Raw genomic sequence first — 26912 nt, forward strand, 5'->3', positions numbered from 1 at the left:
GATCGAGCCGCAATTCTACGCGCTGCTGCGCCAGCATGCGGGCCTCAACGATGCGGACTTCGATGCACAGATGGACCCCAAGGCCTGGCCCGCGCTGAAGGAGAAGCTGAAAGCGGTGTTCAAGCGCAAGACGCGCGAGGATTGGTGCAAGATCATGGAAGGCACCGACATCTGCTTCGCGCCTGTGCTGACCATGTCGGAAGCGACCGCGCATCCGCACATGGTCGCCCGCAACGTCTTCATCGAGCGCCATGGCGTGAAACAGCCGGCACCGGCGCCGCGCTTCTCGCGGACGCCGTCGGCGGTGCGCGAGCCGGAGCTGGCGGAGATCGGGGCGGTGACGAGGGCGTGGAAAGGCTGACGTCATTCCGGGGCGCTCGCGTCGCGAGCGAACCCGGAATCTGGAGATTGTCACATCGAGATTGCGGGTTCGCGCTGGCGCGCGCCCCGGAATGACGGTCAGGCCGCCGTATCCACCTTCAACACGCCGCGGCGGATCTGATCTTCCTCGATCGACTCGAACAGGGCCTTGAAATTGCCTTCGCCAAAGCCGTCGTCGCCCTTGCGCTGGATGAACTCGAAGAAGATCGGGCCGATCGCGTTGGCCGAGAAGATCTGCAGCAGCACCTTGGTCTGGCCGCCGTCGACCACGCCTTCGCCGTCGATCAGGATGCCGTTCTTCTGCAGACGTGCGACGTCCTCACCGTGCTTGGGCAGGCGGGCATCGATCTTCTCGAAATAGGTCGCGGGCGGCGACGGCATGAAGGGGAGGCCGGCTTCGCGCAGGCCTTCGATGGTTTTGTAGATGTCGCGGCAACCGCAGGCGATGTGCTGGATGCCTTCGCCACGATAGGTCTTCAGATATTCCTCGATCTGACCGGAATCGCCGGCGTCCTCGTTGATCGGAATCCGGATCTTGCCGTCCGGGCTGGTCAGCGCACGCGAGAACAGGCCGGAGGCGCGGCCCTCGATGTCGAAGAAACGGATCTGCCGGAAGTTGAACAGTTTTTCGTAGAAGCCGGCCCAGACATCCATGCGGCCGCGATGGACGTTGTGGGTGAGGTGATCGAGATAGAACAGGCCGGCACCATGGGGCCGCGGATCGCGCGCACCGAGCCAATCGAACTCGGCATCATAGGCCGAGCCCTTGGCGCCATAGCGATCGACGAAATAAAGCAGGCTGCCGCCAATGCCCTTGATCGCGGGCACATCCAGCGTCTTCTGCGCCGATGTCACGCCGGCCAGCTCGGCGCCGAGCGCAATCGCGCGGTCATAGGCGGCCTTGGCATCGACCACGCGGAACGCCATCGACGGCGCGCAGGGGCCGTGCGCGGCGACGAACTCATAACCGTGGGTGCCGGGCTCCTCGTTGACGAGATAGTTGATGTCGCCCTGGCGATAGACGGTGATCTTCCTGGTCCTGTGGCGCGCGACCGCCGCATAGCCCATCAGCTTGAACAGATCGTGCAGCTGCTCGGGATCGGGATGCGCATATTCGACGAACTCGAACCCGTCGGTGCCCATCGGATTGTCTGACGTGATCGTGGCCGGCGGTGCATCGTGCGGAAACGGACCCATTGCGGTTCTCCCAATTGCTAGAACTATCCCTCATGGAGCACGCAATGAGCGTGCAAATGGCACGCGTTTTCGGTATCCTATGCACGATCCGTGCAAGAAATGGACAAATGACGCATGATTCCGGTGGATGCCTTCGACCTCAAGATCCTCGGTGCGCTCCAGGATGACGGCCGCCTGACCAACCAGGAGCTCGCCGAGCTGGCCGGCCTCTCGGCCTCGCAATGCTCGCGGCGGCGGATGCGGCTGGAGCAGGAGAAGGTGATCGCGGGCTATCACGCCGACCTCTCCAGCGAGGCGCTAGGCTTCGGCGTGATCGCCTTCATCCAGGTCGGGCTCGCGACCCACTCGCCTGATAACTCCAAGCGCTTCCGGGCGCTGGTGAACCGGATCGACGAGATCCAGGAGGCCTATTCGCTCACGGGCGATGCCGACTACGTGCTGAAAGCCGTGCTGCGCGACCTCAAGGGTCTCTCCAATCTCGTCAATGACGTCCTGATGCCGCACCAGAGCGTGGCGCATGTGCGCTCGTCGATCGTGCTCGACCGGCTGAAAGAGAGCTCTAAGCTTCCGCTGAAGGATTTGAAGGCTGGCTGAAATCGAGGGAACTACGCCATTCGCTCGACACGCGCGGTCTGCGATGATCGAGACCGATCCGGGAGACTTTAGCCATGGCCCTTCAGCTGCGACCGAACTGCGAATATTGCGACCGCGACCTGCCGCCATCCGCCACCGACGCGCGGATCTGCTCCTATGAATGCACCTTTTGCGCGGATTGCGTCGAGACAAAGCTGTTCAACGTCTGTCCGAACTGCGGCGGCGGCTTCGCCCCGCGCCCGATCCGCCCCACCCGGGAATGGCGGCCGGGCGTCTGCACCAGCAAGCAGGCGCCGTCGGACAAGCGGGTGCATTTGAAATATAGCCTGGACGACGTCGCCGCGCATTGCGCGCGGGTGCGCGAGGTGCCGCCGGAGAAACGGTAGGCTCTCTCCACGTCATTGCGAGGAGCTCTTGCGACGAAGCAATCCAGACTGCCGCCGCGGAGAGATTCTGGATTGCTTCGCTGCGCTCGCAATGACTGAGCAAGGGGCGACGACCGAGGCTACTCCGCCGGCACAATCGTGCCCTCGACCTCACCGAAGCCGATTCGGTAGCCATTGCCCTGGCACCAGCCGCGCATGACGAGGCTGTCGCCATCTTCGAGGAACGTGCGCCTGGCCCCGCCGGGCAATTCCACCGGCTCGGTGCCGTTCCAGCTGATCTCCAGTAAGCTGCCGCGCTGGTTCTTCTCCGGGCCGGAGATGGTGCCGCTGCCGAGGAGATCGCCGACATTCATCGCACAACCGCTTGAAGCATGGTGCATCAGCTGCTGCACCGAGGACCAGTACATGTATTTGAAACTGGTGCGGCTGATGCTCGCCGGCGCATTGGCGCCTGCGGCGCGCAAGGAGACGTCGAGCGCGATATCGTAGTTCTGCGGCCTCACCTGCTTCAGATAATCCAGCGGCGCCGGCTGCTGCTCCGGCCCCTTCACCCGGAACGGCTCCAGCGCCTCGCGCGTCACCACCCAAGGGCTGATCGAGGTCGCAAACGCTTTCGCCAGGAACGGCCCGAGCGGCACGTATTCCCATTGCTGGATATCGCGCGCGCTCCAGTCGTTGAGCAGCACGAAGCCGAAGATCATCTCCTCGGCCTGGCTCTCGGTCAGCATGCCGCCCATCGGCGACGGCTGGCCGACCACGACGCCCATTTCCAGCTCGAAATCGAGCCGCTTGCAGGGTGCGAAGCTCGGCACCTCCACGTTCGGCGGCTTCAACTGCCCGCGCGGCCGCTTCACCTTGGTGCCTGACACCACGACGGTGGAGGCGCGGCCATTATAAGCGATCGGCATGTACAGCCAGTTCGGCTGCAGTGCATTGTCCTTGCCGCGGAACATCACGCCGACATTGGTGGCGTGCTCCTTCGAGGAATAGAAATCGGTGTAGCCGGAGACCGCGAAAGGCAGATGCAGCTTGGCCTCACGCATCGGCACCAGCGCTCGGCTGCGCAGCTCCTCGTTGTCGCGCAGCTCCGGATGATCGTGACGGAGCAGCTCGCTGATGCGCGCGCGAGTCTTGGTCCAGATCTTTGGTCCCAGCGCCATAAAGGCATTGAGCGAGGGTCCGGAGAAGACGCCAAGCGCTCCGACATCGAGCCGCGAATCCTGCTCGAGCTCCCAGAGGTCGAGCACGTAATCGCCGATCGCGACGCCAACGCGCGGCGTTGGATTGCCAGGGGTCGAGAACACGCCATAGGGCAGGTTCTGGATCGGGAAGTCGGAGGCGGGATCGATTTCGATGAAGGAGCGGTGGCTGGGGTCGTTGGGGTGGGGCACATGGCTCTCCAAAATTGAGACCGTCATTCCGGGATGGTCCGTAAGGACCAGACCCGGAATCTCGAGATTCCGGGTTCGATGCTTCGCATCGCCCCGGAATGACGACAAAAATTAATTCTACGGCCTGTTTGGATCGAACCGCTTTTCCAAGCCCTTCCAGCAATCGGCGTAGTCGTCCTGCAACGTCGACGACTTCGCGGCATGGGCCGTGACGCGCTGCGGGTAGCGGGTCTCGAACATGAACGCCATGGTGCCTGTGAGCTTCACCGGCTTCAATTCGCCATTGCTGGCGTGCTCGAAGGCGTCGCGATCGGGGCCGTGCGGCAGCATGCAATTGTGCAGGCTCATGCCGCCGGGCACGAAGCCCTGCGGTTTGGCGTCGTAGACGCCGTAGATCAGGCCCATGAACTCGCTCATGATGTTCATGTGATACCAGGGCGGGCGGAAGGTGTTGTCGGCGACCATCCAGCGCTCCGGGAAGATGACGAAGTCGATGTTCGCGGTGCCAGGGGTCTCCGACGGCGAGGTCAGCACCGTGAAGATCGAGGGATCGGGATGATCGAAGCTGATCGCGCCGACCGGCGAGAAGGCGCGCAGATCGTATTTGTAGGGCGCGTAATTGCCGTGCCAGGCGACGACGTCGATCGGCGAATGGGCTAGCTGTGTCTTGAACAGCGAGCCGCCCCATTTCACGTAAAGCTCGGTCGGCGTGTCCTTGTCCTCGTAATTCGCGACCGGCGTGAGGAAGTCGCGCGCATTGGCGAGGCAATTCGCGCCGATCGGCCCGCGCTCCGGCAGCGTGAACGCGCCGCCGTAGTTTTCGCAGACATAGCCGCGTGCCGGACCGTTCGGAATCTCGACGCGGAATTTCACGCCGCGGGGGATCACCACGATCTCGCCAGGCTCGGCATCGATGCGTCCGAATTCGGTGACGAGGCGCAAGTTTCCCTGCTGGAGCACGAACATCAGCTCGCCGTCGGCATTGTAGAAATGCTGGTCCACCATCGACCTGGTGATGAGATAGACATGCGCGGCCATGCCGGCCTGCGTATTGACGTCGCCGGCTGTGGTCATGGTCTGCACGCCCTGAAGGAAGGTGACCTCCTCCTTCGGAAGCGGTGTCGGGTCCCAGCGCAATTGCGCGATCGGCAGATCGTGTTCATGGCACGGCGCCGAGCGCCACAGCCCCGCATCGACCTTCTCGAAGCGGCCGGAATGCTTCACCGAGGGGCGGATGCGATAGAGCCAGGAGCGCTCATTGCTGCCGCGTGGCGCGGTGAAGGGTGAGCCCGAGAGCTGCTCGGCGTAGAGCCCGTAGGCGCAGCGCTGCGGCGAGTTGCGCCCGATCGGCAACGCGCCCGGCAGCGCCTCGGTCTCAAAACTGTTGCCGAAGCCGGACATGTAGCCGGGCGTCACCTGCGCCGAGCTGCGGACGATCTGATCAGGCGAGGTATTGATGTTCATGACTATCCTCCTCCTTGCAGGGCGGCCCACATTTCCTGGTCGCGCTTGTCGGTCCAGATCACGGGATCGTCGATGCCCGACGCTTCGTCATAGGCGCGCGAGACGTTGAACGGCAGGCAGTGCTCGTAGATGGCGAAGCTGGAAAATTTCGGATCCATCACCTCGCGCGTCGCCGCCATCGCTTCCTTCAGCGTGCGTCCCTTCGCAACCGAGATTTCGGCGGCGCCATAGAGCGAGGTGACGAAATCGCGCGTCATCGCGATGGCCTCGCGCACGGTGGCGGTCCCCTTCAGCGCATCGCCGCGGCCCGGCGCAATCGCCTTGGGATTGAAGTTGCGGATCTCGTTCAGCGTCAGCGGCCATTCGCGCAAATGCGCATCGCCGCAATAGCAGGCCGAGTGATATTCGATGAGGTCGCCGGAGAACATCACTTCGGCATCCGGCACCCAGGCGACGATGTCACCGGAGGTGTGGCCGGCCCCGAGCTGCATCAGCCGCACCTCGCGCTTGCCGAGATAGATCGACATCTCGCCTTCGAAGGTCAGCGTCGGCCAGGTCAGGCCGGGAATGCTGGCCGCGTCCTGGAACAGGCGTGGGAAGCGGCCGTATTCGGAATCCCAATCCTGCTGGCCGCGCTCCTCGATCAGCCGATAGGTCTCCTGCGAGGCGACGATGCCCTGCGCGTGATAGGCGGAGGCCCCGAGCACGCGCACGGCGTGATAATGCGACAGCACGACATATTTGATCGGCTTGTCGGTCACCTTGCGCACGCGTTCGATCACCTTGTTGGCCATCGCCGGCGTTGCCTGCGCGTCGAACACCAGGCAGCCGTCGTCGCCGACGATCACAGCGGTGTTGGGATCGCCCTCGGCGGTGAAGGCATAGAGATCGGCGCCGATCTCTGAGAAGGTGATCTTCTTTTCGGCGAGATCGCCGGTGGATGCGAAGTTCTTCGCCATCAATTCATCCTTACGAGGTTATTGCTGTTGCTGTTGCTGCTGCTGGCCATCGATCATGCGGCGTTTCGCCAGCACCAGCGCTTCCCGCAGCACATCGATATCGCCGATATGGTTGGCGAGGATCAGCACCAGCGCCGCGTCGAAATCAGCGCTCTGCTCTTCAGTAAGGCCGCGATGCGCTTCGACGATGGCGCGAAAGGCGTCGTCAGGCCGCGCGAAGTTGGAGCTGGTTGATAGCGGCATGCCAAACCTCAATTCAAGCCTTGAGCCCGCGACAATGCCGCCGCGACGCCAGCGCGCGTCGGATGGCGAAAGCGTGCCGCGACGTAGCCATCGGGCCTGAGCAGATAGGCCGTTTCAGGCGCGGCGTCATAGCGGCTGGCGACGAGGCCCGCGGGATCGGCCAATCCGCCCACTCCGCCGATCCGGATGTCCTTGACGCCGTCGGGCGCATCGAACGCTGCGCCATTGCTGAACGACAGCAAGGCGAAGGCCGTTCCACCTTTCCGGAACGCGTCCGTCAGGTAGGCCTGCTCCCCCGCGCGCGTCGCAATGGGTGCATCGAGCATGGAACAGCCGGGACGAGGCCCACCGGCCCATGCGTCCGCGTCCGGCGATGACAGCGGCGAGTCGTAGCTGCACGGCACCGAGAGCCGGCCGCCATTGACCATGCGCTTGCCGAACTCGGTCTCCTTGGCCAGCGCCAGCACCGCCTTGCGCAGCCGCGCCTCCTGATGCGAGTTCGGCGCCATGAAATCGGTCGAGCGGGTGGATTCGCGGATGTTCTCGTCGGCCGCCAGGCTGCGCTCGATATGATAGCTCTCGAGCAGGCTCGCCGGCGAAACACCACGCAGCACACGATCGAGCTTCCAGGAAAGATTTTCGGCGTCTTCAAGCCCGGAGTTCGCGCCGCGCGCGCCAAAGGGCGAGACCTGATGCGCGGAATCGCCGGCAAAGATCACGCGGCCATGAATGAAGCGGTCCATCCGCCGGCACTGGAATTTGTAGAGCGAGATCCATTCGAACTCGAACTTGTCGTGGCCGAGCATGCGCGCGATTCGCGGCCGCACGTTCTCAGGCTTCTTCTCGACGACAGGATCGGCGTAGCGATTGAGCTGGAGATCGATGCGCCAGACATCGTCGGGCTGCCGGTGCAGCAGCGCCGAGCGGCCGGCGTGGAACGGCGGATCGAACCAGAACCAGCGCTCGGTCGGGAATTCCGCGGCCATCTTGACGTCGGCGATCAGGAACTGGTCCTCGAACACCTGGCCGGCGAACTCCGCACCGACCATCTGCCGCAGCGAGGAACGCGCGCCGTCGCAGGCGACGACATATTGCGCCTGCAGGCGATAGGCGCCTTCAGGGGTCTCGATCGTCAGCAAGGCGGAATCGTTGCGCTGCTCGAGCGCGATCACCTTGTTGCGCCAGCGCAGGTCGATCGCAGGCAGATCGCTGATGCGATCGACCAGATAGGCTTCTGCGTAATATTGCTGGAGGTTGACGAAGGCCGGGCGCTTGTGGCCGTCTTCCGGCAACAGGTTGAACTGATAGAGCTGGGACTCGCCGTGAAAGATGCGGCCGACGCTCCACACTACGCCCTTGTCGACCATCCGGTCGGCGACGCCGAGCCGGTCCCAATATTCCAGCGAACGCTTCGAGAAGCAGATTGCGCGCGAGCCTTCGCCGATGCGATCGGCGTCATCCAGCAGGACGACACGCTGGCCGCGCTGGGCCAGATCGATCGCGAGCGACAGGCCGACCGGGCCCGCCCCGACGACCACGACCGGATGCTCGGCCGGACTTTGGCCGGGACGGTCCTGGTCGGGGTGGCGGCGATAGCCGAACTGGATTTTGGCCTGATGCGTATTGGCTGATGCCATCCACTAACCTCGGCTCTGGTCAGGAGAGCACGGATCTGCTAGATAGTCTCACGTGCAACTATTTTGGACCGGAGCCGGCCGGCCGTCAACTGGAATTCGGAGCGCTCTCCTTGGCGAGGACATCAAGCGACATCGCGCTGAAGACGAGAGAAGCCGGCGAGGCTTCCCCACGGCCGAGATCGCGGCTCGATCTGTTCAAGTTCGTGCCGTTCCGCCTCAACCGGCTTGCCGCGGAGGTCAGCTCCGCGCTCGCGGTGGAATATCAGGAACGTCACGGCCTCGACATCCCGGCCTGGCGCGTGATCGCCACGCTTGGCTTCCGCAACGATGCCTGCAGCGCGCAATTCATCTCGCAATGTACTCGCACGCATAAATCGACCATCAGCCGCGCGGTGACCACGCTCTTGCAAGGCGGCTTGATCGAGCGGGTCGAGAACGAGGCCGACCGCCGCGAATTTCGCCTGCAACTGACCAAGAAGGGCCGCACGCTTTACGAGGAGATGTTCCCGCAACTGCTGCGACGCGAGGACGAGATTTTGGCCTGCCTCTCCGCGCAGGAGCGCAAGCAGCTCTCGGCGCTGCTCGGCAAGATCGAGCAAAGCCTCGACCTCATCCAGACCAGCGAAGAAGCGGACGCCAAGCAGGCGTATTGACCACCGCCGTCATTCCGGCGCGCGCGCAGCGCGAACCCGGAAATCCATTTGTCTACGTCACCCGTGGCGCGATGGATTCCGGGTTCGCCGCGTTGCAGCGCCCCGGAATGACGGCAGCACCATCACTTCGCAAACGACCGCGTCGGCGGCAGATGCAGCGCCCAGGCGTCGACCTTGTCGCTCGCGCGCGGATAGATCTCGGTCACAAAAGGATCGTGACCGGGAATGTAGCGATCGGGATGCCCGGCGAGGCGTTCGATCGTCTCCCAGCCGGCCGCCATGTCGCCGACATTGTAGACGATCGGGAATGGGCTCCTGCGCTGCAGATTGGCGTAGTAATGCGCTGCATCCGACGCCAGCACCACCGGGCCGCGCGCGGTCTCGACCTTGACCACCTGCAAGCCGTCGGAATGGCCGCCGACGCGGTGCACGGTCACGCCGGGCGCGACCTCGCCGTCGCCGGAATGGAAGGTGACGCGCTCCCCATAGACATGGCGCACCATCTGGGTGACGTGCTCGACCGAGAACGGATGACGCAGCAGTCCGTTACACATGCAGCGGCCGGTCGCGTAAGCCATCTCGCGCTCCTGGAGGTGGAAGCGCGCGTTGGGAAAGCGATCGAGATTGCCGGCGTGGTCGTAATGCAGATGCGTCACGATGATGTCGCGGATGGCGGCCGCCGCGACGCCGAAGCGCTCCAGCGCATCGACCGGATCGAGCGTCAGTTTTCGCGCGCGCAAGGACGCTTCCTCGGCATTGAAGCCGGTATCGACCAGGATATCGCGGCCGTCCCTTCGGATCAGCCAAACGAAGTAGTCGAGGTCCTGTGCCGCGCTGTCATGCGGATCCGGCGCCAGAAAATTCATGCTGGGGGTGCGCGGCGACATCGTCGCATAGCGCAAGGCGTAGATTTCGTAGGCGTTTCCCTCTGGCTTGCTCATGGCTGTGATCCCGGCTTTTGCTTTTCTGAGTGGACCTGCCGCGCACCAAGCCATCGCCGGCCGCAAAGGTCAAACCGCGCGGTTGCAGCGAACCCGGCAGCAATGTGAGACCAATCACATTTTCGTCGCGAGTGCCGGCCTAACATGGCATTCGGAACCCTGAACGAGCTTGCGTCGAGGAGAGCCCTGATCGTCGAAAAATTCCCCTCGCCGCCGGCCTGCGCCTCGCGCTCAATTGTCGCGATAGTGCAGACTCTCCAAGCGGTTGACGCCCCCGCTCCCCGGTTTGATAATGCACTTTGCGTAAGTTAAGGTCGCCGCGGCGCAAGCTGGGAACGGCGCCTTTTTGGCTGGACCGCGCTGATTATGAAAACTCGCTTCCTTTTTCTTCTGCCATTGCTTGTCTTGTTGGTCCCGACCGCTGCGTCGCATGCGGCCGGCGACCGCTTCGCGCTGGTGATCGGCAATGCCAAATATCCCGATGCCGACAGCCCGCTGAAGGAGCCGATCAACGACGCCCGTGACGTCGCCGACGAACTCAAGCGTGACGGCTTTACGGTCGAGGTCGGCGAGAACCTCACCGGTGACGCCATGCGCCGCGCCTTCGACAAGCTCTATGGCAAGATCAAGCCGGGCGCGGTGGCACTGGTATTCTACAGCGGGTTTGGCATCCAGTCGGCGCGCCAGAGCTACCTGATCCCGGTTGACGCGCAGATCTGGACCGAGTCCGATGTCCGCCGCGACGGGTTCAGCATCGAGGCCATCCTGGGCGAGCTCAACACCCGCGGCGCCGGCGTCAAGATCGCGCTGATCGATGCCTCCAGGCGCAACCCATTCGAGCGCCGCTTCCGCAGCTTTTCGGCCGGCCTGACGCCGGTGATCGCGCCGAACGGCACGCTCGTGATGTATTCTGCCGCACTGGCGTCCGTGGTGTCGGATGCCGGCGGCGACCACAGCCTGTTCGTCCAGGAGCTGCTCAAGGAAATCCGCGTCCCGGACCTGATGGCCGAGGAAACGCTGAACCGCACCAAGATGGGCGTCACCCGCGCCTCGCGCGGCGAGCAAGTGCCCTGGATCTCGTCCTCGCTTGCCGAGGATTTCTCGTTCATTCCGGGGGCGAGCGGATCGCGCCCGGCGGAAACGCCGCCGGCGCCTCCCGCACCGCCGCCAGCCCCTGTTGCCAGCAACCCGCCTCCGACTCCGCCTGCCCCGCCGCCTGTGGCTGCAAACAATCCGCCGGCGCCGCCGGCACCTCCATCACCGCCGCCGCTCTCGCCGAAGCCGCAGGTGGACGCCGCGCTGCCTCCGCCACCACCGCCGGTCAAACCGGCCGAGTCCGCTCCGCCGGCGAATGCGGACGGCGGCCCGAGCGCGGCCGCACTGCAGGAAGATCCCACCATCAAGAGCCTGACGGCCAAGATCGCCGCCAATCCTGACGACGTGAATGCGCTGTACCGGCGCGGCCAGGTCTATGCCAGCAAGGGAGCCTACACCCTCGCCATCAAGGATTTCGACGACACGCTGCGGATCAATTCAAAGGACGTCGAGGCCCTGAACAATCGCTGCTGGACCCGCACCGTGGTCGGCGATCTCCAGGGCGCGCTGAAGGACTGCAACGAGGCGCTGCGGCTGCGGCCGAATTTCGTCGATGCACTGGATAGCCGCGGGCTGGTGAACCTCAAATCGGGCGCGGTGAAGAACGCCATCGCCGATTTCGACGCCGCCTTGAAGATCAACCCGCGCCTGACCTCCTCGCTTTACGGCCGCGGCGTGGCCAAGCAGCGCAACGGCTCGACCCAGGAAGGCTCGCTCGACATCGCCAATGCCAAGGCGATGGATCCGAACATCGTGCAGGAATTCGCAAGTTACGGAGTGCGTTGATATTTTTTTGATTTCGGCCGGACGGCGCCTCGAACCCTGGTGCCCCGGCCAAGACTAACGGAATGGATGCCGCAGGCGACCTGGCCGTGGGCCATTTGCAGGAATTTTGGAACCGCGCGGGGCTCGCGCAGGAGGGACAGATAATGAATTTGGCCGCAAAAGGACTGACCGCAATCCTGTCCATCGTCACCCTCGGTGCCGTGCTATCGCTCCCGCCCGCCTTCGCCGGCGACGACGGCAACAGCAAGAACGTCACCGAGGACGAGATTGTCCGCGCCCTGGCGCCGCCGCCGAAAAAGCCCCTGACCCGCGGCCTCTCGATCGGCCCGCAGGCAGATCCCGTCCCGAGCGCGGCGGAGACCAAGTTGATCCAGTCCGTCCGCGGCCGCGCCACGCGCTCGCTCTCCTCGACCGAGCGCGAGGAGATCGCGACCGCCGCCAAGGACAAGCCGAATATCGATCTCGAAATCACCTTCGACTACAACTCGGCCGATATCAGCGCCAAGTCGCTGCCTTCGGTGCAGGCGCTCGGCCGCGCGCTGACCAGCCCCGAGCTCAAGGGTTCGACCTTCGTGGTCGCAGGCCACACCGACGCCGCCGGCGGCGAGGCCTACAATCAGGATCTGTCGGAACGCCGCGCCGATTCGATCAAGCGCTATCTGGTCGAGAAGTACAGCATCGCCGCCACCGACCTCGTCACCGTCGGCTATGGCAAGAGCAAGCTGAAGGATCCGAGCCAGCCTTTGGCTGAGGTGAACCGGCGCGTGCAGGTCGTCAATATGGAAAACAAGACCACCGCATCGAAGTGACGCAATCGGTTGAAGGCGACAAGTCCTGATGTGGTGTAATCTATTGGTCCCAGCGCGCGTCCCGCAGCCCTGCGGGACGCCGCTTCGTTTCAGGGATTCGTTCCACACAACCCCGAACCAGGCCAGGATGATCCGGCGATGAACATCTCCGAATATCTCAAGCCTGCGGGAACCGTGGCATTCATCCTTGCACTCGGCGTCGGCTATTACTGGTTCGAGCATCGGCATCGCCCCGAGGCGAAGGAGACGCCGGGCGAGGCGCTCGTCATCGTCACGAAGTCGACCAATGCCTGTTTCTCCGACCTCGTGCGCGTGACCGGCTTCTTCGTGCCGCGGCGCGAGGCCGTGGTCATGGCTGACCAGGAGGGATCGAAGGTCACCGACCTGTTCGTCACCGAAGGCACCATCGTCACTGAAAATCAGGAGCTGGCGCGGCTGACGGCGCCGCCGCAGATCCCCGGCCAGCCGCAACGGCCGGGGCCGCAGGGTCCGATCTCGCTGAAGGCGCCGGCGCCGGGTCTCATCACGGAAGTGCGTACCATCGTGGGTGCGCCGGCTTCGCCGCAGGCAGGACCGTTGTTCCGCATCGCCGTCAACAATGAGATCGAACTCGACGCGCAGGTGCCGGCCGTGCACATGCCCAAGCTCAGCACCGGCGCGACGGTGCGGATCAGCCGGGACGACGCTGCCGATCTGATCGGCCGGGTCCGCCTGGTCGCGCCCGAGATCGACCGCGCCACGCAGCTCGGCCGCGTCCGCATCAGCGTCGCCAATAATCCCTCGCTGAAGGTCGGCGTGTTTGCCCGCGCCTCCATCGACGCCAAGCGAAGCTGCGGCGTCGCGGTTCCCAAGACCGCGATCGACCATCTCACCGTGCAGGTGGTCAAAGGCAATGTCGTCGAGACGCGAAGGGTGCGCGTCGGGCTGACATCCGACAGCCAAACGGAAATCCTCGACGGGGTCGAGGTCGGCGAGATCGTCGTCGCCGACGCCGGCTCTTCGCTGCATGACGGCGACCAGATCAAGACCATGTTCGCCGATGAACTCGATCGCACGCGGGTACGCTAATGGCTCTCAATATCTCGGCATGGTCGATCCGCAATCCGCTGCCGTCGGTGGTCTTCTCGATCATCCTTCTGATCCTCGGCTGGACCTCCTTCACCAAGCTCGCCATCACCCGGCTGCCTTCCGCCGACATTCCCGTCATCTCGGTCGCCGTCTCGCAGTTCGGCGCCGCACCGGCGGAACTCGAATCCCAGGTTACCAAGACGGTTGAAGACGCTGTCTCCGGCGTCGAGGGCGTCAGGCACATCACCTCCTCGATCACCGACGGCGTGTCGGTGACCACCATCCAGTTCGCGCTGGAGACCAACACCGATCGCGCGCTCAACGACGTCAAGGACGCGGTGACGCGCGTGCGCTCGAACCTGCCGCAGAACGTCACCGAGCCGCTGATCCAGCGCGTCGACGTGATCGGCCTGCCGATCGTCACCTATGCCGCCATCTCGCCGGGCAAGACGCCGGAGCAGCTCTCTTATTTCGTCGATGACGTGGTCAAGCGCGCGCTGCAAGGCGTGCGCGGGGTCGCGCAGGTCGAGCGCATCGGCGGTGTCGAGCGCGAGATCCTGGTCTCGCTCGATCCCGACCGCCTGCAGGCAATGGGTCTGACGGCCGTCAATGTCAGCCAGAGCCTGCGCGGCACCAATGTCGACGTTGCCGGCGGCCGCGCCGAGATCGGCAAGAACGACCAGGCGATCCGCACCCTGGCCGGCGCCAAGACGCTCAGCGACCTCGCCGGCACCATGGTCCCGCTGTTCGGCGGCGGCGAAGTCCGCCTGGACGATCTCGGCACCGTGACCGACACCATCGCGGATCGCCGCACCTTCGCCCGCTTCAACGGCGAGCCGGTGGTCGCGCTCGGCATCAAGCGCTCCAAGGGTGCCAGCGACGTGAAGGTCGCCGAAGCCGTGCAGAAGCGCATCGATGCGCTCAAGGCCGCCTATCCCGATGTCGACCTCAAGCTGATCGACACCTCCGTCGACTACACCAACGGCAATTACGAAGCGGCGATCTCGACCTTGTTCGAGGGCGCCATCCTCGCCGTCGTCATCGTGCTGCTGTTCCTGCGGGATTTGCGCGCCACCATCATCGCGGCGGTCTCGCTGCCGCTGTCGATCTTCCCGGCGTTCTGGGCGATGGACATCCTCGGTTTCTCGCTCAACCTCGTCAGCTTCCTCGCCATCACGCTGTCGACAGGTATTTTGGTCGACGACGCCATCGTCGAGATCGAGAATATCGTGCGGCACATGAACATGGGCAAATCGCCCTATCGTGCCGCGCTGGAAGCCGCGGACGAGATCGGCCTCGCCGTGATCGCGATCTCGCTGACCATCATCGCGATCTTCGCGCCCGCGAGCTTCATGTCTGGTATCGCCGGGCAGTTCTTCAAGCAGTTCGGCATCACCGTCTCGGTGCAGGTGTTCTTCTCGCTGCTCGCGGCACGCTTCGTCACGCCGATGCTGGCGGCCTATTTCCTCAAGCACGGCCATCACGAAGAGCCGCCGCCCGGCCGCATCCTGCGAACCTATCACAGCATCGTCTCGTGGTCGGTGAAGCACTATTTCATCACCGTGCTGATCGGCTTCGGCATCTTCGCAGCCTCGATCTGGAGCATCACGCTGCTGCCGCAGGGCTTCCTGCCGGCGCAGGACAGCGCCCGCTCGCTGCTGGCCCTCGAACTGCCTCCGGGCACGCAGCTCGCCTATACCGAGAAAGTCACCGAGGACATCGTCGCCCGCCTGCGCCAGCGGCCTGAGGTGAAGAGCATCTTCGTTGACGGCGGACGCGTTCCACCGGGCACGCAGGAAGTCCGGCGCGCCTCTCTGATCATCAATTACACACCGAAGAACGACCGCAAGATCACCCAGCGCGAGCTCGAATTTTCGATCAGCCAGGAGCTGGAGAACGTCCCTGATATCCGCTTCTGGTTCCTGGACGAGAACGGCCTGCGCGCGATCTCGCTGGTGGTGACCGGCGTCGACCCCAATATCGTCAACAACGTCGCCAGCGAGCTTGCGACGCAGATGAAGCGGATTCCGACCATCTCCGACGTGATCTCGGAAACCTCGCTGGAACGTCCCGAGTTGCGCATCGAGCCGCGTGCCGATCTTGCCGCGCGGCTCGGCGTCTCGACCGAAAGCCTGTCGCAGACTATCCGTGTCGCGACCATCGGCGACGTCGGTCCGGCGCTCGCAAAGTTCGACGTCGGCGACCGCCTTGTGCCGGTCCGCGTGCAGCTCGAGGATGCCGCCCGCGGCAATCTCAAGACGCTCGAGCAACTGCGTGTTCCGCTCGGTGAGCACGGCGAGAAGGGCGGCGTGCCGCTCGCAGTCATCGCCGACGTCAAGCTCGACCAGGGCCCGACCAGCATCAACCGCTACGACCGCGAGCGGCAGGCCACCGTCGCGGCCGACCTCGTCGGCTCCGCAGCGCTCGGCGATGCCACCAAGAAGATCTACGAACTGCCTGTTATGAAGAGCCTGCCGAAGGGGGTGAAGGTCTCCCCCTCCGGCGACGCCGAAAGCCTCAACGAGCTCTCCGACGGCTTTGCCACCGCCATCACCGCAGGCCTGATGATGGTCTATGCGGTGCTGGTGCTGTTGTTCGGCACCTTCCTGCAGCCGATCACCATCCTGTTCTCGCTGCCGCTCTCGATCGGCGGCGCGATCGCAGCGCTGCTCGTCACCGGCAAGCAGCTCACGACGCCGGTCTGGATCGGCATCCTGATGCTGATGGGAATCGTCACCAAGAACGCGATCATGCTGGTGGAATTCGCCATCGAATCCATCCATGCCGGCAAGCCGCGCGAAGAAGCGATGATCGACGCCGGCATGAAGCGGGCCCGTCCGATCGTGATGACCACGATCGCGATGGCCGCCGGCATGATGCCGAGCGCGCTCGCGGTCGGCGCCGGCGGCGAGTTCCGCTCTCCGATGGCGCTCGCGGTGATCGGCGGGCTGATCTTTTCGACCATCCTGTCGCTGGTATTCGTGCCCGCGATGTTCATGGTGATGGACGACATCGGCGCGCTGATCTGGCGTTTCGGCAAGCGGCTGATCGTGCACAGTGCGGATGCAGAGACGGGGGATCATCACGGCACCACGCCGGCGGAGGCGCCGCCGATGCCGAAGAGCGTTGTACATCCGGCCGCGGAGTAGCGGCGTCGCTCCGCCCCTACTCGTTCCGGGCGATCGCGGTCAGCTTGGTCATGTTCCTGAGCAGGATGCGGCCACGCTGCAGGTCCAGGATCGCTTCCTTGCGCCAGGCCTGAAGCTGGCGGTTGACGCTCTCGCGGGCGGCACCGACGAAGACGCCGAGCTGCTCCTGCGAGATGTGCACCTCGGAGCCGAAATCGGCGGCCAGCGCGCAGAGCCGCCGCGCCAGCCGCACCGGAAGCGGCTGCAACATCGACTCTTCCATGCGCTCGCTCTGCCAGCGGATCCGCTGGCACAGCAGTGCGATGATCTTGATCGCGACCTTCGGCTCGCGCTCGAGGAAGGCGAGGAAATCTTCGCGCCGCAGCACGAACAATTCGCTGGCCTCACCCGCAGTCGCATCCGCAGTGCGACTCTGGCCGTCCAGCACCGCGACTTCGCCGAACAGATCGCCCGGCCCCATGAAATTCAGCGTCAGCCGACTGCCGTCGGAGGCGCCGGTCTCGATGCGGACCTGGCCGCGGCGCACGCCGAACAGCGCGTTGCCCGGGTCACCCTTCTGGAACAGCACCTCACCGCTCGCCAGATGCTGGGTGTGGCAGAGATTGGACAAACGCTGGAGTTCGTCCGCACCAAGATCGGCGAACATGGCATTCATTTTCAGAATGACCGCAAATTCGGCCTGCTTGCTCATTTCAACGTCCTTGTGAATTCACTGGTCAATTTCCGAGGCAATCGCTTGGAAGCATGAACGTCAGAATCGCGTAATACCGCGCCGGAGAAGTGTGTCATAAGTCACATAACTTTGCAGCACCTCTCGAATATTTTTAATCGCTTGGTGCGGCATCCCGTCCCGGGATAAACTTAAGGCGCAAAGGACGGGTCATCCGCCTGATGCGACGCCGCCCGTCCGCCGTTGGAAAGTCGATATGAGAGCAGTGAAATTCGCCGGCGCGGCGGTGGCCGCGATCATCATCGTGATCGTTCTGCTGCTGGTGATCGGAGTTCCCTCGGGCTTTTTGGCTGCGACGATCGCCTCGCGCGTCGAGCAGGCGACCGGATATCGCCTGTCGATCGACGGAACCACGAAGATCAGCCTGTGGCCGACGCTGAACGTCACGCTGAACGACCTCACGCTTGCCGATCCCAAAGACCGCAGCGGCATGACACGCGTGACCATCGACACCGTGCAGGCCGACATGTCGCTCGCAAGCGTGTGGTCGGGTCATCCCGAGATCAGCGAGATCGTCGTCAGCCATCCCGTGCTGTACCAGCCGCTGCTGCGCGAACGCCTGCCCAACGCGGACGCGTCGCCAAAACCGCTCGCGCTCAACATGGACGGCGCAACCATCGACCGCGTCAAGATCACCGATGGCGAAGTCGCTTTCTCGCGCGCGCGTGATCGCGTCGAAGGCCGCGTCAGCGCGATCAATGCGGACGTCGTCACCGGCCGGGATCGCAAGGTGAACATTGTCGGCACCGCGCGCGTCGGCGAACACCCGACCAAGTTCGACATCAAGGCGACCAGCCCGGCGCCGCCGATCGACCGGCAAACCGTCCCGGTGGATTTCGCTGTCGACATGCCCGACGTGCTGAAGTCGCAGCTCGCCGGCCATGCCGAGCTGCGGCTGAACGGCACGGTCGTGATGATCAACGGCGTCAACGGCACCCTCGGCGACGGCGCCTTCAACGGTTGGGCTTCGGTCGATATCGCGAGCAAGCCGCTGGTGAAGCTCGATCTCGACTTCCAGCGCCTCACAATCCCGCTGGCCAAATCGCCCGACGGCGCGGCCGGACAGGCCTGGAGCGATGCACCGATCGACGTATCCGGGCTCAACTATGTCGACGCGCAGCTCAGGATCTCGGCCAACGAAGCCGTCATCGGTGAGGCCCGTCTTGCGCCGCTGGCGCTCGATGCGAAGCTCGCCGGCGGCATCCTGAAGGCCGGAACCGCCAATCTCGGCGCCTATGGCGGCCAGGTCTCGGGCGAGGTGATCCTCGATGCAACCAGCGGCGCGCCGAGCTTCGCGATGCATTCCGACCTGGTCGGCGTGCGCGCACTGCCGCTGCTCAAGGGCCTTGCCGAATTCGACCGGATCGACGGCAAGCTGCAGGCCAAGCTCGCCCTGCGCAGCGCCGGCACCAGCCAGCGCGCGCTGATGGCGAACATGCAAGGCACCGCCTTCGTCAATTTCCAGGACGGCGCCATCCGCGGCATCAATATCGCGCAGATGATCCGCTCGCTGACCTCGGGCACGCTGACCGGCTGGCAAGACAACCCCAACCAAAGCTCCAGCCAGGAGCAGAGCACGGATCTGTCGCAACTCTCCGCCTCGTTCCGCATCGACAAGGGCCAGGCGGTGACGACCGATCTCAATCTGATCGGGCCGCTGGTACACGTCACCGGCGCCGGCACCATCGCGCTCGACACCAAGATGATGGGCTTTCGGGTCGAACCGAAGCTGGTGATGACGACGGAAGGCCAGGGCCGCACCTCCGAGCCTGTCGGCTTTGGCATTCCCGTGATGATCACGGGTCCATGGTCGCAGCCGCGGATCTATCCCGACATGGCCGGCGTGCTCGATAATCCTGAGGCCGCCTATGCCAAGCTGCGCGAGATGGGCAAGGGCCTGTTCGGCCCTGACGGCGCCGGGCTTGGCAACATCCTGAACAGCTTTGGTCTCGGCGGCACTGGACCGGGCGGCGGGAACGCGGCCGCTAATGCCAATCCGCAAGTCCAGCAGCCGGGGCAAGGACAGGGGCAGAACAATCTGCTCGGCGGCCAGCTGGGCGAGGCGATCGGCAATCTGATCCAGCAGGGGCTCTCGAGTGGCGCCGCTAACGGCAGCGGCCGAAGCCGCAGCCTGCCAGGCAACCCGACCACCCCGGTGCCGCAGGCTTCGCCCGCCCCGCCGATCCAGGATCCGCCCCAGGCCCAGCAGGACAGCCAGCCGATGAACGACGTGATGCGGCAGCTGTTCAATCGGTGATGGGCGTCGAACTTCGTCCGCAGCCTGCTGCGACAATTTACCACCCGACCGTCCGTCCCGATGTTCCCCAGCTGGTAACCACACCCGCCCCTGACCGGCCCCTTGCCGGTCCAAGCACCCAAATTGTGCTAGAAGGGCGATGGGGCCCGTGCGCCCCTTAGCGCCGGCGTCGGTCGCGGCGCGAGAGGATCCGGATGGCGGGAGCGAAAGACAAGACCTGGGTTCTGCGCGAGGGCCTTTTCGCCAAATATGTCGTCTCCCTCGTCGGCCTCGTCGTGTTCGTGCTCGCGGTCAACGGCGCGATGGAGACTTGGATCTCCTATCGCGCCACCAGGACCCAGCTGACCGGCGGGCTCGAGGACAAGGCGCAGGCTGCCGCCCGTCGTATGGAGCAGTCGATCTCCGAGCTCGAGCGTCAGATCAGCTGGGTCACGGCGGCAAGCCAGGACACGCTCGAGAAGCGCCGCACCGGCTATGCCCAGCTGCTGCATCAGGTTGCGGTCGTCACCCAGCTGTACCAGCTCAATGGCGAGGGCCGCGAGGTGCTGCGCGTCTCGCGCCAGTCGACCACATCAGGCGGCAATGCCGACCTCTCCCGCGACATGCGCTTCACCGACACGGTGGCGCGCGGGGTGAGCTTCTCGCCGGCCAGTTTCGTCGATGGCAGGCCGATGATGTCGATCTCGGTGGCGCATTCCGGCTTCAACGCGGGCGTCACCGTGGCCGAGGTCGATCTCAGCTTCCTCTCCGACTACCTGTCGGACAACCAGGTCGGCAAGGCCGCCTTCGCCTATGTCGTCGATCCGCGCGGCCGCGTGCTGGCGACATCGTCGAAGGGCCCCGATGTCGGCACGGATCTGTCGAAGCTTCCGCAAGTCGCAGCTGCGATTGCGCCCGGCGGCGAGGGCGATATGTCAGGCACGGACTTCAACGGCCATTCGGTGCTGGCGGCCGCGAGCGCGGTGCCCAAGCTCGGCTGGACGGTCCTGTTCGAGCAGCCGACCACGCAGGCCTTGATGCCGATCCGCGACCAGCTCGTGCGCATCGCGCTTCTGATCGGCATGGGGCTCCTGGTCGCGATCCTCGCCGGCACGCTGCTGGCGCGCCGCATGATCATTCCGATCACGGCGCTGCGCGACGGCGCGCACAAGCTCGGCGAGGGCGATTTCAGCCACCGCATCGACGTGCACACCTCCGACGAGCTGGAAGATCTCGCCGGCCAGTTCAACCGGATGGCCGGCCAGCTCCAGGAGACCTATACCGACCTCGAAACCAAGGTCGAGGCACGGACCCGCGACCTCGCGCAGTCGATCAACGAGCTGAGGGTGCTGGAAGAGGTCGGCCGCGCGCTGTCGTCCTCGCTCGACCTCAACGCCGTGCTGCCGACGATCGCCGCCCGCGCGCTGGAGATCAGCCATGCCGATGCGGTGCTGATCTACGGCTATGAGGCCGAGCCGCGCCGCTTCAACCTGGTCGAGGCCAACGGCATCGACAAATCGGCCACCGGCGGTCATGTCACCATCGACGAAGGCGAGAATGTTCTGAGCGATGCCGCCAGAAGCGGCGAGCCGATCGCGATTGCCGATCTCGACCACGCCGCCGAGCAGCCGCTGCGCGAGGTCGCGGTCGCCGCCGGCTTCCACTCCGTGCTGGTGGTGCCGCTGGTCGACCAGCAGGGCACGCTCGGCGCGCTGGTGGTGCTGCGCCGTGCCAGCGGCGCATTCGAAGGCAGCCTCACCGGGTTGATGCGCACCTTCGCCAACCAGGCCGTGCTGGCGATGCGCAATGCGCGCCTGTTCACCGAGGTCGCCCACAAGAGCCATGCGCTGGAGACCGCGAACGAGACCGTGCGCGCCCAGGCCGACAAGCTGCGCGAGCAGACCGAGCAGCTGAAGAACTGGAACAAGTCGCTGGAGGAGCGCGTCGCGACCCAGCTCGGCGAGATCGAGCGCATCCGCAAGCTCGAGCGTTTCCTGGCGCCGCAGGTGGCGCAGCTGATCGCCTCCTCCGACAGCCCGGAGGGCCTGCTCACCAGCCAGCGCCGCGAGGTCACCGTGGTGTTCTGCGATCTGCGCGGCTTCACCGCCTTCACGGAAGCGACCGAGCCGGAAGAGGCGATGAACGTGCTGCGCGAATATCACGCCGCGCTCGGCCAGCTGATCTTCAAATATGAGGGCACGCTGGACAAATATGCCGGCGACGGCGTGATGATCCTGTTCAATGCGCCGATCCAGTTCGAGGACCACACCGCGCGTGCCGTGAAGATGGCGGTGGAGATGCGCGACACGATCGGTCCCTTGACCGAGCGCTGGCGCAACCGCGGGCACAGCCTCGGCTTCGGCATCGGCATCGCGCTCGGCTATGCCACGCTCGGCCAGGTCGGCTTCGAGCAGCGGCTGGAATATGCCGCAATCGGCAGCGTCACCAACCTCGCCTCGCGCCTCTGCGCCGAAGCCAAGCCCAACCAGATCGTGGTCAGCCGCCGCGTCTACGGCATGGTCGAGCCATGGGTCGAGGCCCGCGCGCTCGACGATCTCCAGCTCAAGGGCTTCAATCATCCCGTACTGGCGATGGAGATCTTGTCGTGGCGCGAGGAGGTGGACAACGTCGTGGATGCGGCCGCTGCGCGGCGGCGAGGATGATCATCGCCACGGACGTAGAAAACAACCCCATGCACAGTAGCCAAGGCCAGGGGGATACAGCGCATTTTCGATGCAATTGCGGATTTTACGAAATTTGCCTTGAGGCATCGGGCAAAACAGTGGTATGGTGGCATCATCGGGATTTTGGGTGAGGCTCATCCGGCCCCGAGCGTGTCTCTGGCGCGCTCGCTGAGGGCTTGAGCCGTCGCGGCTTGGCTGCACGGAAAAAATCCTCGCTTGCTTCTGCAATATCGGAAGTGTCGATCGAAGTGTCTGGCAAGTCTGCCAGCTCAGTCAGGCGCTTTCCCGAGATAGACATAAACGTCGGTGGCGCAAAGTTGCCGATTGATTTTAAGGATTGAGAATTTGACGTTCAGGCAAGCTTCTCGCCCAAGAGTCTGGCGACATTGCGAAAGCGCTCCAGCGCTGTCTCCAGGCTCTCCACGATCTCGGCCGCGGCTTCGTCCGACGGCGGCAGCAGATCGGGATCGTCGAGCGCGTGATCCTTCAGCCAGAAGATATCGAGATTGACCTTGTCGCGCGCAAGCAAGGTTTGCAGCGGGAAGCGCTTGAATTTTTCGGATTCCTCGCGTTGCACCCGATGGCCCGATCGATAGCAGGCGACGAAATCGTCGAGATCGGCGCGGACATCGGGCGTTCCTTCAGCGTGAAACGCTGGTTGGTCCGGAGGTCATAGATCCACAGGTCCTTCGTTGCGGCCTGTTCCGACGGCGGCTTCTTGTCGAAGAACAATACGTTCGCCTGGACGCCCTGCTTGTAGAAGATGCCGGTTGGCAGCCGCAACAGCGTGTGGAAATCGAAGTTTTGCAGCAGGCGGTGGCGAGGTTTCGCCGGCGCCGCCCTCGTAACAGAACGTTGTCCGGCAGCACCACCGCGGCTTCACCGTTCGGGGCCAGCACCGTCATGATGTGCTGCAGGAAGTTGAGCTGCTTGTTGGAGGTGGTGACGAAGAAGTCTTGGCGGTCGTAGTCCTCCCGCTCGCTGTCGATCTCGCCGTCGTCGCGCACGATGCGATAGCTCTGCTTCTTGCCGAACGGAGGATTGGTGAGGACGACATCGTAGGTCTTGCCGCCTGCACCAAGGAGGGCATCCTCGGCTTCGACGATGGACTCGACACCGGTGATGCCGTGCAGATAGAGATTCATTGCGGCGAGGCGAACGACCTCGGGGACGATATCGACACCGGAGAACTTGTTCTTGAGCGCTGAATAGACGGCGCGATCGCGCGCCTTCTTGTTCTGCTTCATGTGCTCCCAGGCCGCGAGCAAGAACCCCGCTGTTCCGCAGGCAGGATCATGAACGGTCTGGTTCGGTTGGGGATCGACCACCCGGACCAGCGCCTCGATAACCGGTCGCGGCGTGAAGTATTGGCCGGCGCCCGATTTGACGTCCTCCGCGTTGCGGGCAAGCAGGCCTTCATAGATGTTGCCCTTCACGTCGACAGGAAGTCCGAGCCAGGTCTCGCTGTCGATCAAGCCGACGAGCCGCTTGAGCTTTGCGGGGTCCTGAATTTCGTTCTGCGCCTTCAGGAAGATTGCGCCGATGATGCCGCTTTGCTTCGACAGCTTCTCCAGCAGCTTGGCATACGTCTCGCTGAGCGCCTCGCCGGAGAGGCCTTGATGTCCTCCCAGCGCGCACCCTTGGGCAGCATCGAGGCTTCGCCGATCTGGGTGACGCGCTCTTCGTCCATCTTGAGGAAGAGGAGATAGGAGATCTGGCTGATATAGGCCTGATAGGAGACACCCTGGTCGCGCAGGACGTGCGCGAAATTCCAGACCTTTGCGACGAGGGTTTGGGCGTTCATGGCGTGCTCGCGTGAAACGGATTGACGATGCTGAGCCCACCGATGCTGCGCCTGTGCTGCATGTCCTCGGTGTACAGCACGTCGCAGCCGGCCTCGATCGCGGCGGCCACGATCAACGCGTCGTAGAAGGCGAAGCCGTGATCCCGTGCGAGCGTAAGGGCAGCACGACTGGTCGCGGCCGTGAGCGGCAGAGCGGGTTCGAGCGCGTTGTCGACGTCATCGAGAACGAGCTCGATGTCGCGCCAGCTTCGATTGTCTTTCTTGCGCAGTACATTTGTCAGCTCGTTCAGGACCTGCGCGCTGATCGTGCCGCCCTGGGCGATCAGATCCTGCGCGATGGTGGCCTTGGGGCCGGTCTGCTGGGCATAAACGAGAATGTTGGTATCGAGAAACGCGCTCACCGTTCGTTCGCCTCGTCGCGATCGAACTTGTAGTCCGCCGGTAGGGCCGGCCAGTTTCGCGCGCGCATGTTTTCGATCGCCCGCCGACGCCGCTCTTCCTTGGTCTCGACCTCGATTGTGCCCTTGCGTGCAGCGACGACGTCAATTTCGTCGCCTTCCTTGAGCCCGAGTTCATCGACCAAGGCCTTGGGCAGGCGCACCGCGAGGCTGTTGCCCCATTTGGAGACTTGCACTGGAACCTCCATGATATACTTGTTCTACAAGTATATCATATGATGTATATCATTACGTTGCAAGCTCATTTGCCCGTGCCGACTTGCGGCGCCCACGCTTGGCTTGAGGTTCGCTTTGGCCCGCGGCCCGCGCCAACAGGGCGCTCGCGGGCTCATCCGCCGGATCTTGTGGCACGAGGAGCCCTTCAAAGGCGGCCTTGAGGATGGATTGCTTCAAGCGGGCGGCATCGGCAGCTTCGGCGTCAAGCAGCGCGAGTGTATCCGCGAAAGCCACTAAGGCACCGGACACGCGGCGGAGGATTTCGGCAGCCTCATCGGGAGGAGGAATTGGAATTGGCAGCAAACTGATCTTGGAAAGACTAATAGAAGCAAGATTGGTCGTTTGCTTGCCCTCCGTGATGAAGAACCGCCGCCCCATCTCATTCGCGTAGTGCGACACAAAGTAAGATTGAGCGAGTTTGTCCGTAGTCGGACTCGAAAGACATGGTTTTGACGAATGAAATCCGCGAGGCGGTGGCGGCGCGGCCCGCGCATCCGCGTCTGTCACGCATGACCGACATTCTCGATTACGAATATGCCGCGATCCTTCTGACCAGGTGCGAATATGACGGCGCCTTCGCAACGCCGCCGGCGCCGCTTGCACTTGCGACCACGGAGCGGCCGCGCTGGCTCGATGTCGGCGGCGCCAGCGCCTTCCACGAGTCCGCACCTGCTTACGCGAAGAAGCTGCTGCCAACGACGCCGCGCACTGAGCTCGCCGAGAACCGCGCCATCATGCTGACGGCTCGCGCGGCGGATCCCAACGCCGGCAAGCGACCGCAGGATGTGCATGTCAAACGCGGCGCGCCGACCGGGTATCAGCCCTATTATTACTATGTCGATGGTGTCGTGAGCCGCGATAATTTCCGCTGCACGATTGGAGCAAGGATCACGCGCCGAACCATCTCGGCGGGACCATGCGGCCGTGCCAGGCGGTGCCCGAGATGAGCCCGTTCTACATCGAGTTCGAGGAATATTTCGGCGGCTACAATTTCGGCGGCGGCAACGCGCAGCTCGATTTCAAGGATATGAAGTTCGACTGGGCGTGCGGGTGATCACATCGCCCGCTTCGGCCCCATCGCCTCGAAGGCTGCCTTCTGCTCGTCGCTCAGATCCGCTTCGAAATCATCGAGCGCGTCAGCGACGCCGCCCACGGCCTGCTGCATCGTCTGCAGCCGCGTCTTCACGGCGGCGAGGCGGGCTTGCGGCGTCGCTTCTGCCTTCATCGGGCAAGGGCTCAGCGTCTGCATGGTGCGCAGCGTGGTGTCCTGGAGCACGTCGAGACGGGCGCTGCCGGTGTCGTCGAGCCTCAAGGTGGACACGATGTCGGAGGCGGGCCATTGCTGTTGCACGAGCTGCTGGTACTGGCGCTGGGCCTGCACATCATAGCGGGGATCATAGTTGGGATCGCAGGCCTTGGCCTCCTGCGCTGCTTGGGCCGCCTGCGCATCCTTGCGCTGGGCCGAGGCCAGCGCGGAGCGGCGTTCGTTCGCAAGGGATTCGAGCTTTGCGTTCTGGCTGCCATCGAGGAGGCCAACGAACTTATTCAGCGGCGCTGTCAGCGCGTCCGTGGCCTTGATCATCGCATCCAGCCGCGCCTGCATGACGCCGAGGCGTTCCGCCGCGGTCATCGGCGCCTGCGCCGGGCACGCGGCGCGGATGGTGTCGCGCGCTGCAGTCCAGGCGGCTGCGAGCTCATCGAGCGCGGTGCGCTGCATCTCGTTCGGCTGCACGAGGCCAGCGATGCGGTCGACGGGCAAGCCGCCGGTGTCGCTGCTGTCGCAGACCGTCTCCGCCGATGGGACGCGTCGCCCGCGGCGACCTTGCGGCGCGGTGTAGGCGGCGAGCTCCGGCACCGCATAGGGCGCGAAGATCGCGGCATAGATATCGCCATAGCCATAGAGCGACAGGCTGGTCGTATCGCCGAAGATGATAGCCGTGGTGAGATCGTCATGCGCGAACGGCCAGAACACCGGGCCGATCCAGCCATAGCTGCCATCAGGATGACGCCACCAGCCCTGCGGCCGCCGGC

At 64.2% G+C, this 26912-nt stretch carries 25 protein-coding genes and 1 pseudogene; 11 read left to right on the forward strand and 15 right to left on the reverse strand.

The annotated features are described in order from the left end of the window. Positions 1 to 361: CoA transferase (locus AOQ71_RS47335; RefSeq protein ID WP_245316758.1), on the forward strand; the 361-nt coding region annotated here is incomplete at its 5' end. Positions 362 to 459: 98 nt separating this feature from the next. Here AOQ71_RS47335 and hppD read toward each other — a convergent pair. Beyond that, complete coding sequence (gene hppD / locus AOQ71_RS06775) at positions 460 to 1578, reverse strand: 4-hydroxyphenylpyruvate dioxygenase (protein ID WP_057743485.1); 1119 nt, start codon at positions 1576 to 1578, stop codon at positions 460 to 462. Positions 1579 to 1692: 114 nt separating this feature from the next. Between hppD and AOQ71_RS06780 the strand changes: the two genes are divergently transcribed. Together AOQ71_RS06780 and AOQ71_RS06785 are read left to right on the forward strand one after the other, a co-directional pair. Next, positions 1693 to 2172 carry an Lrp/AsnC family transcriptional regulator gene (locus tag AOQ71_RS06780; protein ID WP_057743490.1) on the forward strand — a complete coding sequence of 160 codons (480 nt, stop codon included), beginning with the start codon at positions 1693 to 1695 and terminating at the stop codon, positions 2170 to 2172. Positions 2173 to 2246: 74 nt separating this feature from the next. Next, on the forward strand, positions 2247 to 2558 hold the full coding sequence (locus AOQ71_RS06785) for a DUF1272 domain-containing protein (protein WP_057743495.1): 312 nt from the start codon (positions 2247 to 2249) through the stop codon (positions 2556 to 2558). 119 nt (positions 2559 to 2677) lie between these two features. Here AOQ71_RS06785 and fahA read toward each other — a convergent pair whose 3' ends face one another. The 5 genes from fahA to AOQ71_RS06810 form a co-directional block, all read right to left on the reverse strand. Then, positions 2678 to 3949, reverse strand: coding sequence for a fumarylacetoacetase (gene fahA / locus AOQ71_RS06790; RefSeq protein ID WP_057743627.1), 1272 nt, complete (start codon positions 3947 to 3949; stop codon positions 2678 to 2680). Positions 3950 to 4066: 117 nt separating this feature from the next. Further along, complete coding sequence (hmgA, locus tag AOQ71_RS06795) at positions 4067 to 5413, reverse strand: homogentisate 1,2-dioxygenase (protein ID WP_057743500.1); 1347 nt, start codon at positions 5411 to 5413, stop codon at positions 4067 to 4069. A gap of 2 nt (positions 5414 to 5415) precedes the next feature. Next, entirely contained in the window at positions 5416 to 6372 is a 957-nt protein-coding gene (locus AOQ71_RS06800; RefSeq protein WP_057743502.1) for an MBL fold metallo-hydrolase, read from the reverse strand. A gap of 18 nt (positions 6373 to 6390) precedes the next feature. After that, positions 6391 to 6615 (reverse strand): DUF2783 domain-containing protein, encoded by a 225-nt coding sequence (locus AOQ71_RS06805; protein ID WP_057743506.1) that lies wholly within the window; start codon positions 6613 to 6615, stop codon positions 6391 to 6393. Positions 6616 to 6623: 8 nt separating this feature from the next. After that, entirely contained in the window at positions 6624 to 8252 is a 1629-nt protein-coding gene (locus tag AOQ71_RS06810) for an FAD-dependent oxidoreductase (RefSeq protein WP_057743511.1), read from the reverse strand. 110 nt (positions 8253 to 8362) lie between these two features. Between AOQ71_RS06810 and AOQ71_RS06815 the strand changes: the two genes are divergently transcribed. After that, complete coding sequence (locus AOQ71_RS06815) at positions 8363 to 8905, forward strand: MarR family winged helix-turn-helix transcriptional regulator (RefSeq protein ID WP_057743514.1); 543 nt, start codon at positions 8363 to 8365, stop codon at positions 8903 to 8905. A gap of 122 nt (positions 8906 to 9027) precedes the next feature. On the opposite strand, the gene AOQ71_RS06820 is transcribed toward AOQ71_RS06815, so the two are convergent. Next, positions 9028 to 9846, reverse strand: a complete 819-nt coding sequence (locus AOQ71_RS06820) for an N-acyl homoserine lactonase family protein (RefSeq protein WP_057743517.1) — start codon at positions 9844 to 9846, stop codon at positions 9028 to 9030. 366 nt (positions 9847 to 10212) lie between these two features. Between AOQ71_RS06820 and AOQ71_RS06825 the strand changes: the two genes are divergently transcribed. The 4 genes from AOQ71_RS06825 to AOQ71_RS06840 all read left to right on the forward strand — a co-directional run bounded on the left by AOQ71_RS06825 (position 10213) and on the right by AOQ71_RS06840 (position 16753). Beyond that, a complete protein-coding gene (locus AOQ71_RS06825; protein ID WP_057743520.1) occupies positions 10213 to 11727 on the forward strand; it encodes a caspase family protein in 1515 nt (504 codons plus the stop codon). Positions 11728 to 11870: 143 nt separating this feature from the next. Further along, on the forward strand, positions 11871 to 12536 hold the full coding sequence (locus AOQ71_RS06830; protein WP_057743630.1) for an OmpA family protein: 666 nt from the start codon (positions 11871 to 11873) through the stop codon (positions 12534 to 12536). Positions 12537 to 12674: 138 nt separating this feature from the next. Further along, positions 12675 to 13604: an RND family efflux transporter gene (locus AOQ71_RS06835; RefSeq protein ID WP_057743525.1), complete on the forward strand. Its 930-nt coding sequence runs from the start codon at positions 12675 to 12677 to the stop codon at positions 13602 to 13604. Next, on the forward strand, positions 13604 to 16753 hold the full coding sequence (locus AOQ71_RS06840; RefSeq protein ID WP_057743530.1) for an efflux RND transporter permease subunit: 3150 nt from the start codon (positions 13604 to 13606) through the stop codon (positions 16751 to 16753). Before AOQ71_RS06835 ends, AOQ71_RS06840 begins: the two co-directional genes overlap by 1 nt. A gap of 16 nt (positions 16754 to 16769) precedes the next feature. On the opposite strand, the gene AOQ71_RS06845 is transcribed toward AOQ71_RS06840, so the two are convergent. Continuing rightward, complete coding sequence (locus tag AOQ71_RS06845; RefSeq protein WP_057743533.1) at positions 16770 to 17444, reverse strand: Crp/Fnr family transcriptional regulator; 675 nt, start codon at positions 17442 to 17444, stop codon at positions 16770 to 16772. Positions 17445 to 17679: 235 nt separating this feature from the next. On the opposite strand from AOQ71_RS06845, the gene AOQ71_RS06850 reads away from it, so the two are divergent. Both AOQ71_RS06850 and AOQ71_RS06855 read left to right on the forward strand, forming a co-directional pair. Further along, positions 17680 to 19740 carry an AsmA family protein gene (locus tag AOQ71_RS06850; RefSeq protein ID WP_057743538.1) on the forward strand — a complete coding sequence of 687 codons (2061 nt, stop codon included), beginning with the start codon at positions 17680 to 17682 and terminating at the stop codon, positions 19738 to 19740. Positions 19741 to 19934: 194 nt separating this feature from the next. Beyond that, on the forward strand, positions 19935 to 22382 hold the full coding sequence (locus AOQ71_RS06855; protein WP_057743542.1) for an adenylate/guanylate cyclase domain-containing protein: 2448 nt from the start codon (positions 19935 to 19937) through the stop codon (positions 22380 to 22382). 373 nt (positions 22383 to 22755) lie between these two features. Here AOQ71_RS06855 and AOQ71_RS47340 read toward each other — a convergent pair whose 3' ends face one another. The 6 genes and pseudogenes from AOQ71_RS47340 to AOQ71_RS06875 form a co-directional block, all read right to left on the reverse strand. Then, on the reverse strand, positions 22756 to 22980 hold the full coding sequence (locus AOQ71_RS47340) for a hypothetical protein (protein ID WP_245316759.1): 225 nt from the start codon (positions 22978 to 22980) through the stop codon (positions 22756 to 22758). Beyond that, a pseudogene (locus AOQ71_RS47345) lies at positions 22890 to 23839 on the reverse strand (HsdM family class I SAM-dependent methyltransferase). Before AOQ71_RS47345 ends, AOQ71_RS47340 begins: the two are co-directional and overlap by 91 nt. Before the next feature lie 89 nt (positions 23840 to 23928). After that, complete coding sequence (locus AOQ71_RS47350; protein ID WP_245316761.1) at positions 23929 to 24207, reverse strand: type I restriction-modification system subunit M N-terminal domain-containing protein; 279 nt, start codon at positions 24205 to 24207, stop codon at positions 23929 to 23931. Continuing rightward, entirely contained in the window at positions 24204 to 24608 is a 405-nt protein-coding gene (locus AOQ71_RS06865) for a PIN domain-containing protein (RefSeq protein WP_057743547.1), read from the reverse strand. The genes AOQ71_RS47350 and AOQ71_RS06865 overlap by 4 nt, the downstream gene beginning before the upstream one ends. Further along, positions 24605 to 24841, reverse strand: a complete 237-nt coding sequence (locus AOQ71_RS06870) for an AbrB/MazE/SpoVT family DNA-binding domain-containing protein (protein ID WP_057743633.1) — start codon at positions 24839 to 24841, stop codon at positions 24605 to 24607. Before AOQ71_RS06870 ends, AOQ71_RS06865 begins: the two co-directional genes overlap by 4 nt. A 52-nt stretch (positions 24842 to 24893) precedes the next feature. After that, positions 24894 to 25259 carry a restriction endonuclease subunit S domain-containing protein gene (locus AOQ71_RS06875; RefSeq protein ID WP_083514008.1) on the reverse strand — a complete coding sequence of 122 codons (366 nt, stop codon included), beginning with the start codon at positions 25257 to 25259 and terminating at the stop codon, positions 24894 to 24896. A 65-nt stretch (positions 25260 to 25324) separates the two neighbouring features. Between AOQ71_RS06875 and AOQ71_RS06880 the strand changes: the two genes are divergently transcribed. Further along, positions 25325 to 25828: a hypothetical protein gene (locus AOQ71_RS06880; RefSeq protein ID WP_245316762.1), complete on the forward strand. Its 504-nt coding sequence runs from the start codon at positions 25325 to 25327 to the stop codon at positions 25826 to 25828. A 107-nt stretch (positions 25829 to 25935) separates the two neighbouring features. Here AOQ71_RS06880 and AOQ71_RS06885 read toward each other — a convergent pair. Next, on the reverse strand, positions 25936 to 26912 hold a 977-nt coding region (locus AOQ71_RS06885), incomplete at its 5' end, for a Spy/CpxP family protein refolding chaperone (protein ID WP_245316763.1).

Source organism: Bradyrhizobium manausense (genome assembly GCF_001440035.1).
Classification (GTDB): domain Bacteria; phylum Pseudomonadota; class Alphaproteobacteria; order Rhizobiales; family Xanthobacteraceae; genus Bradyrhizobium; species Bradyrhizobium manausense.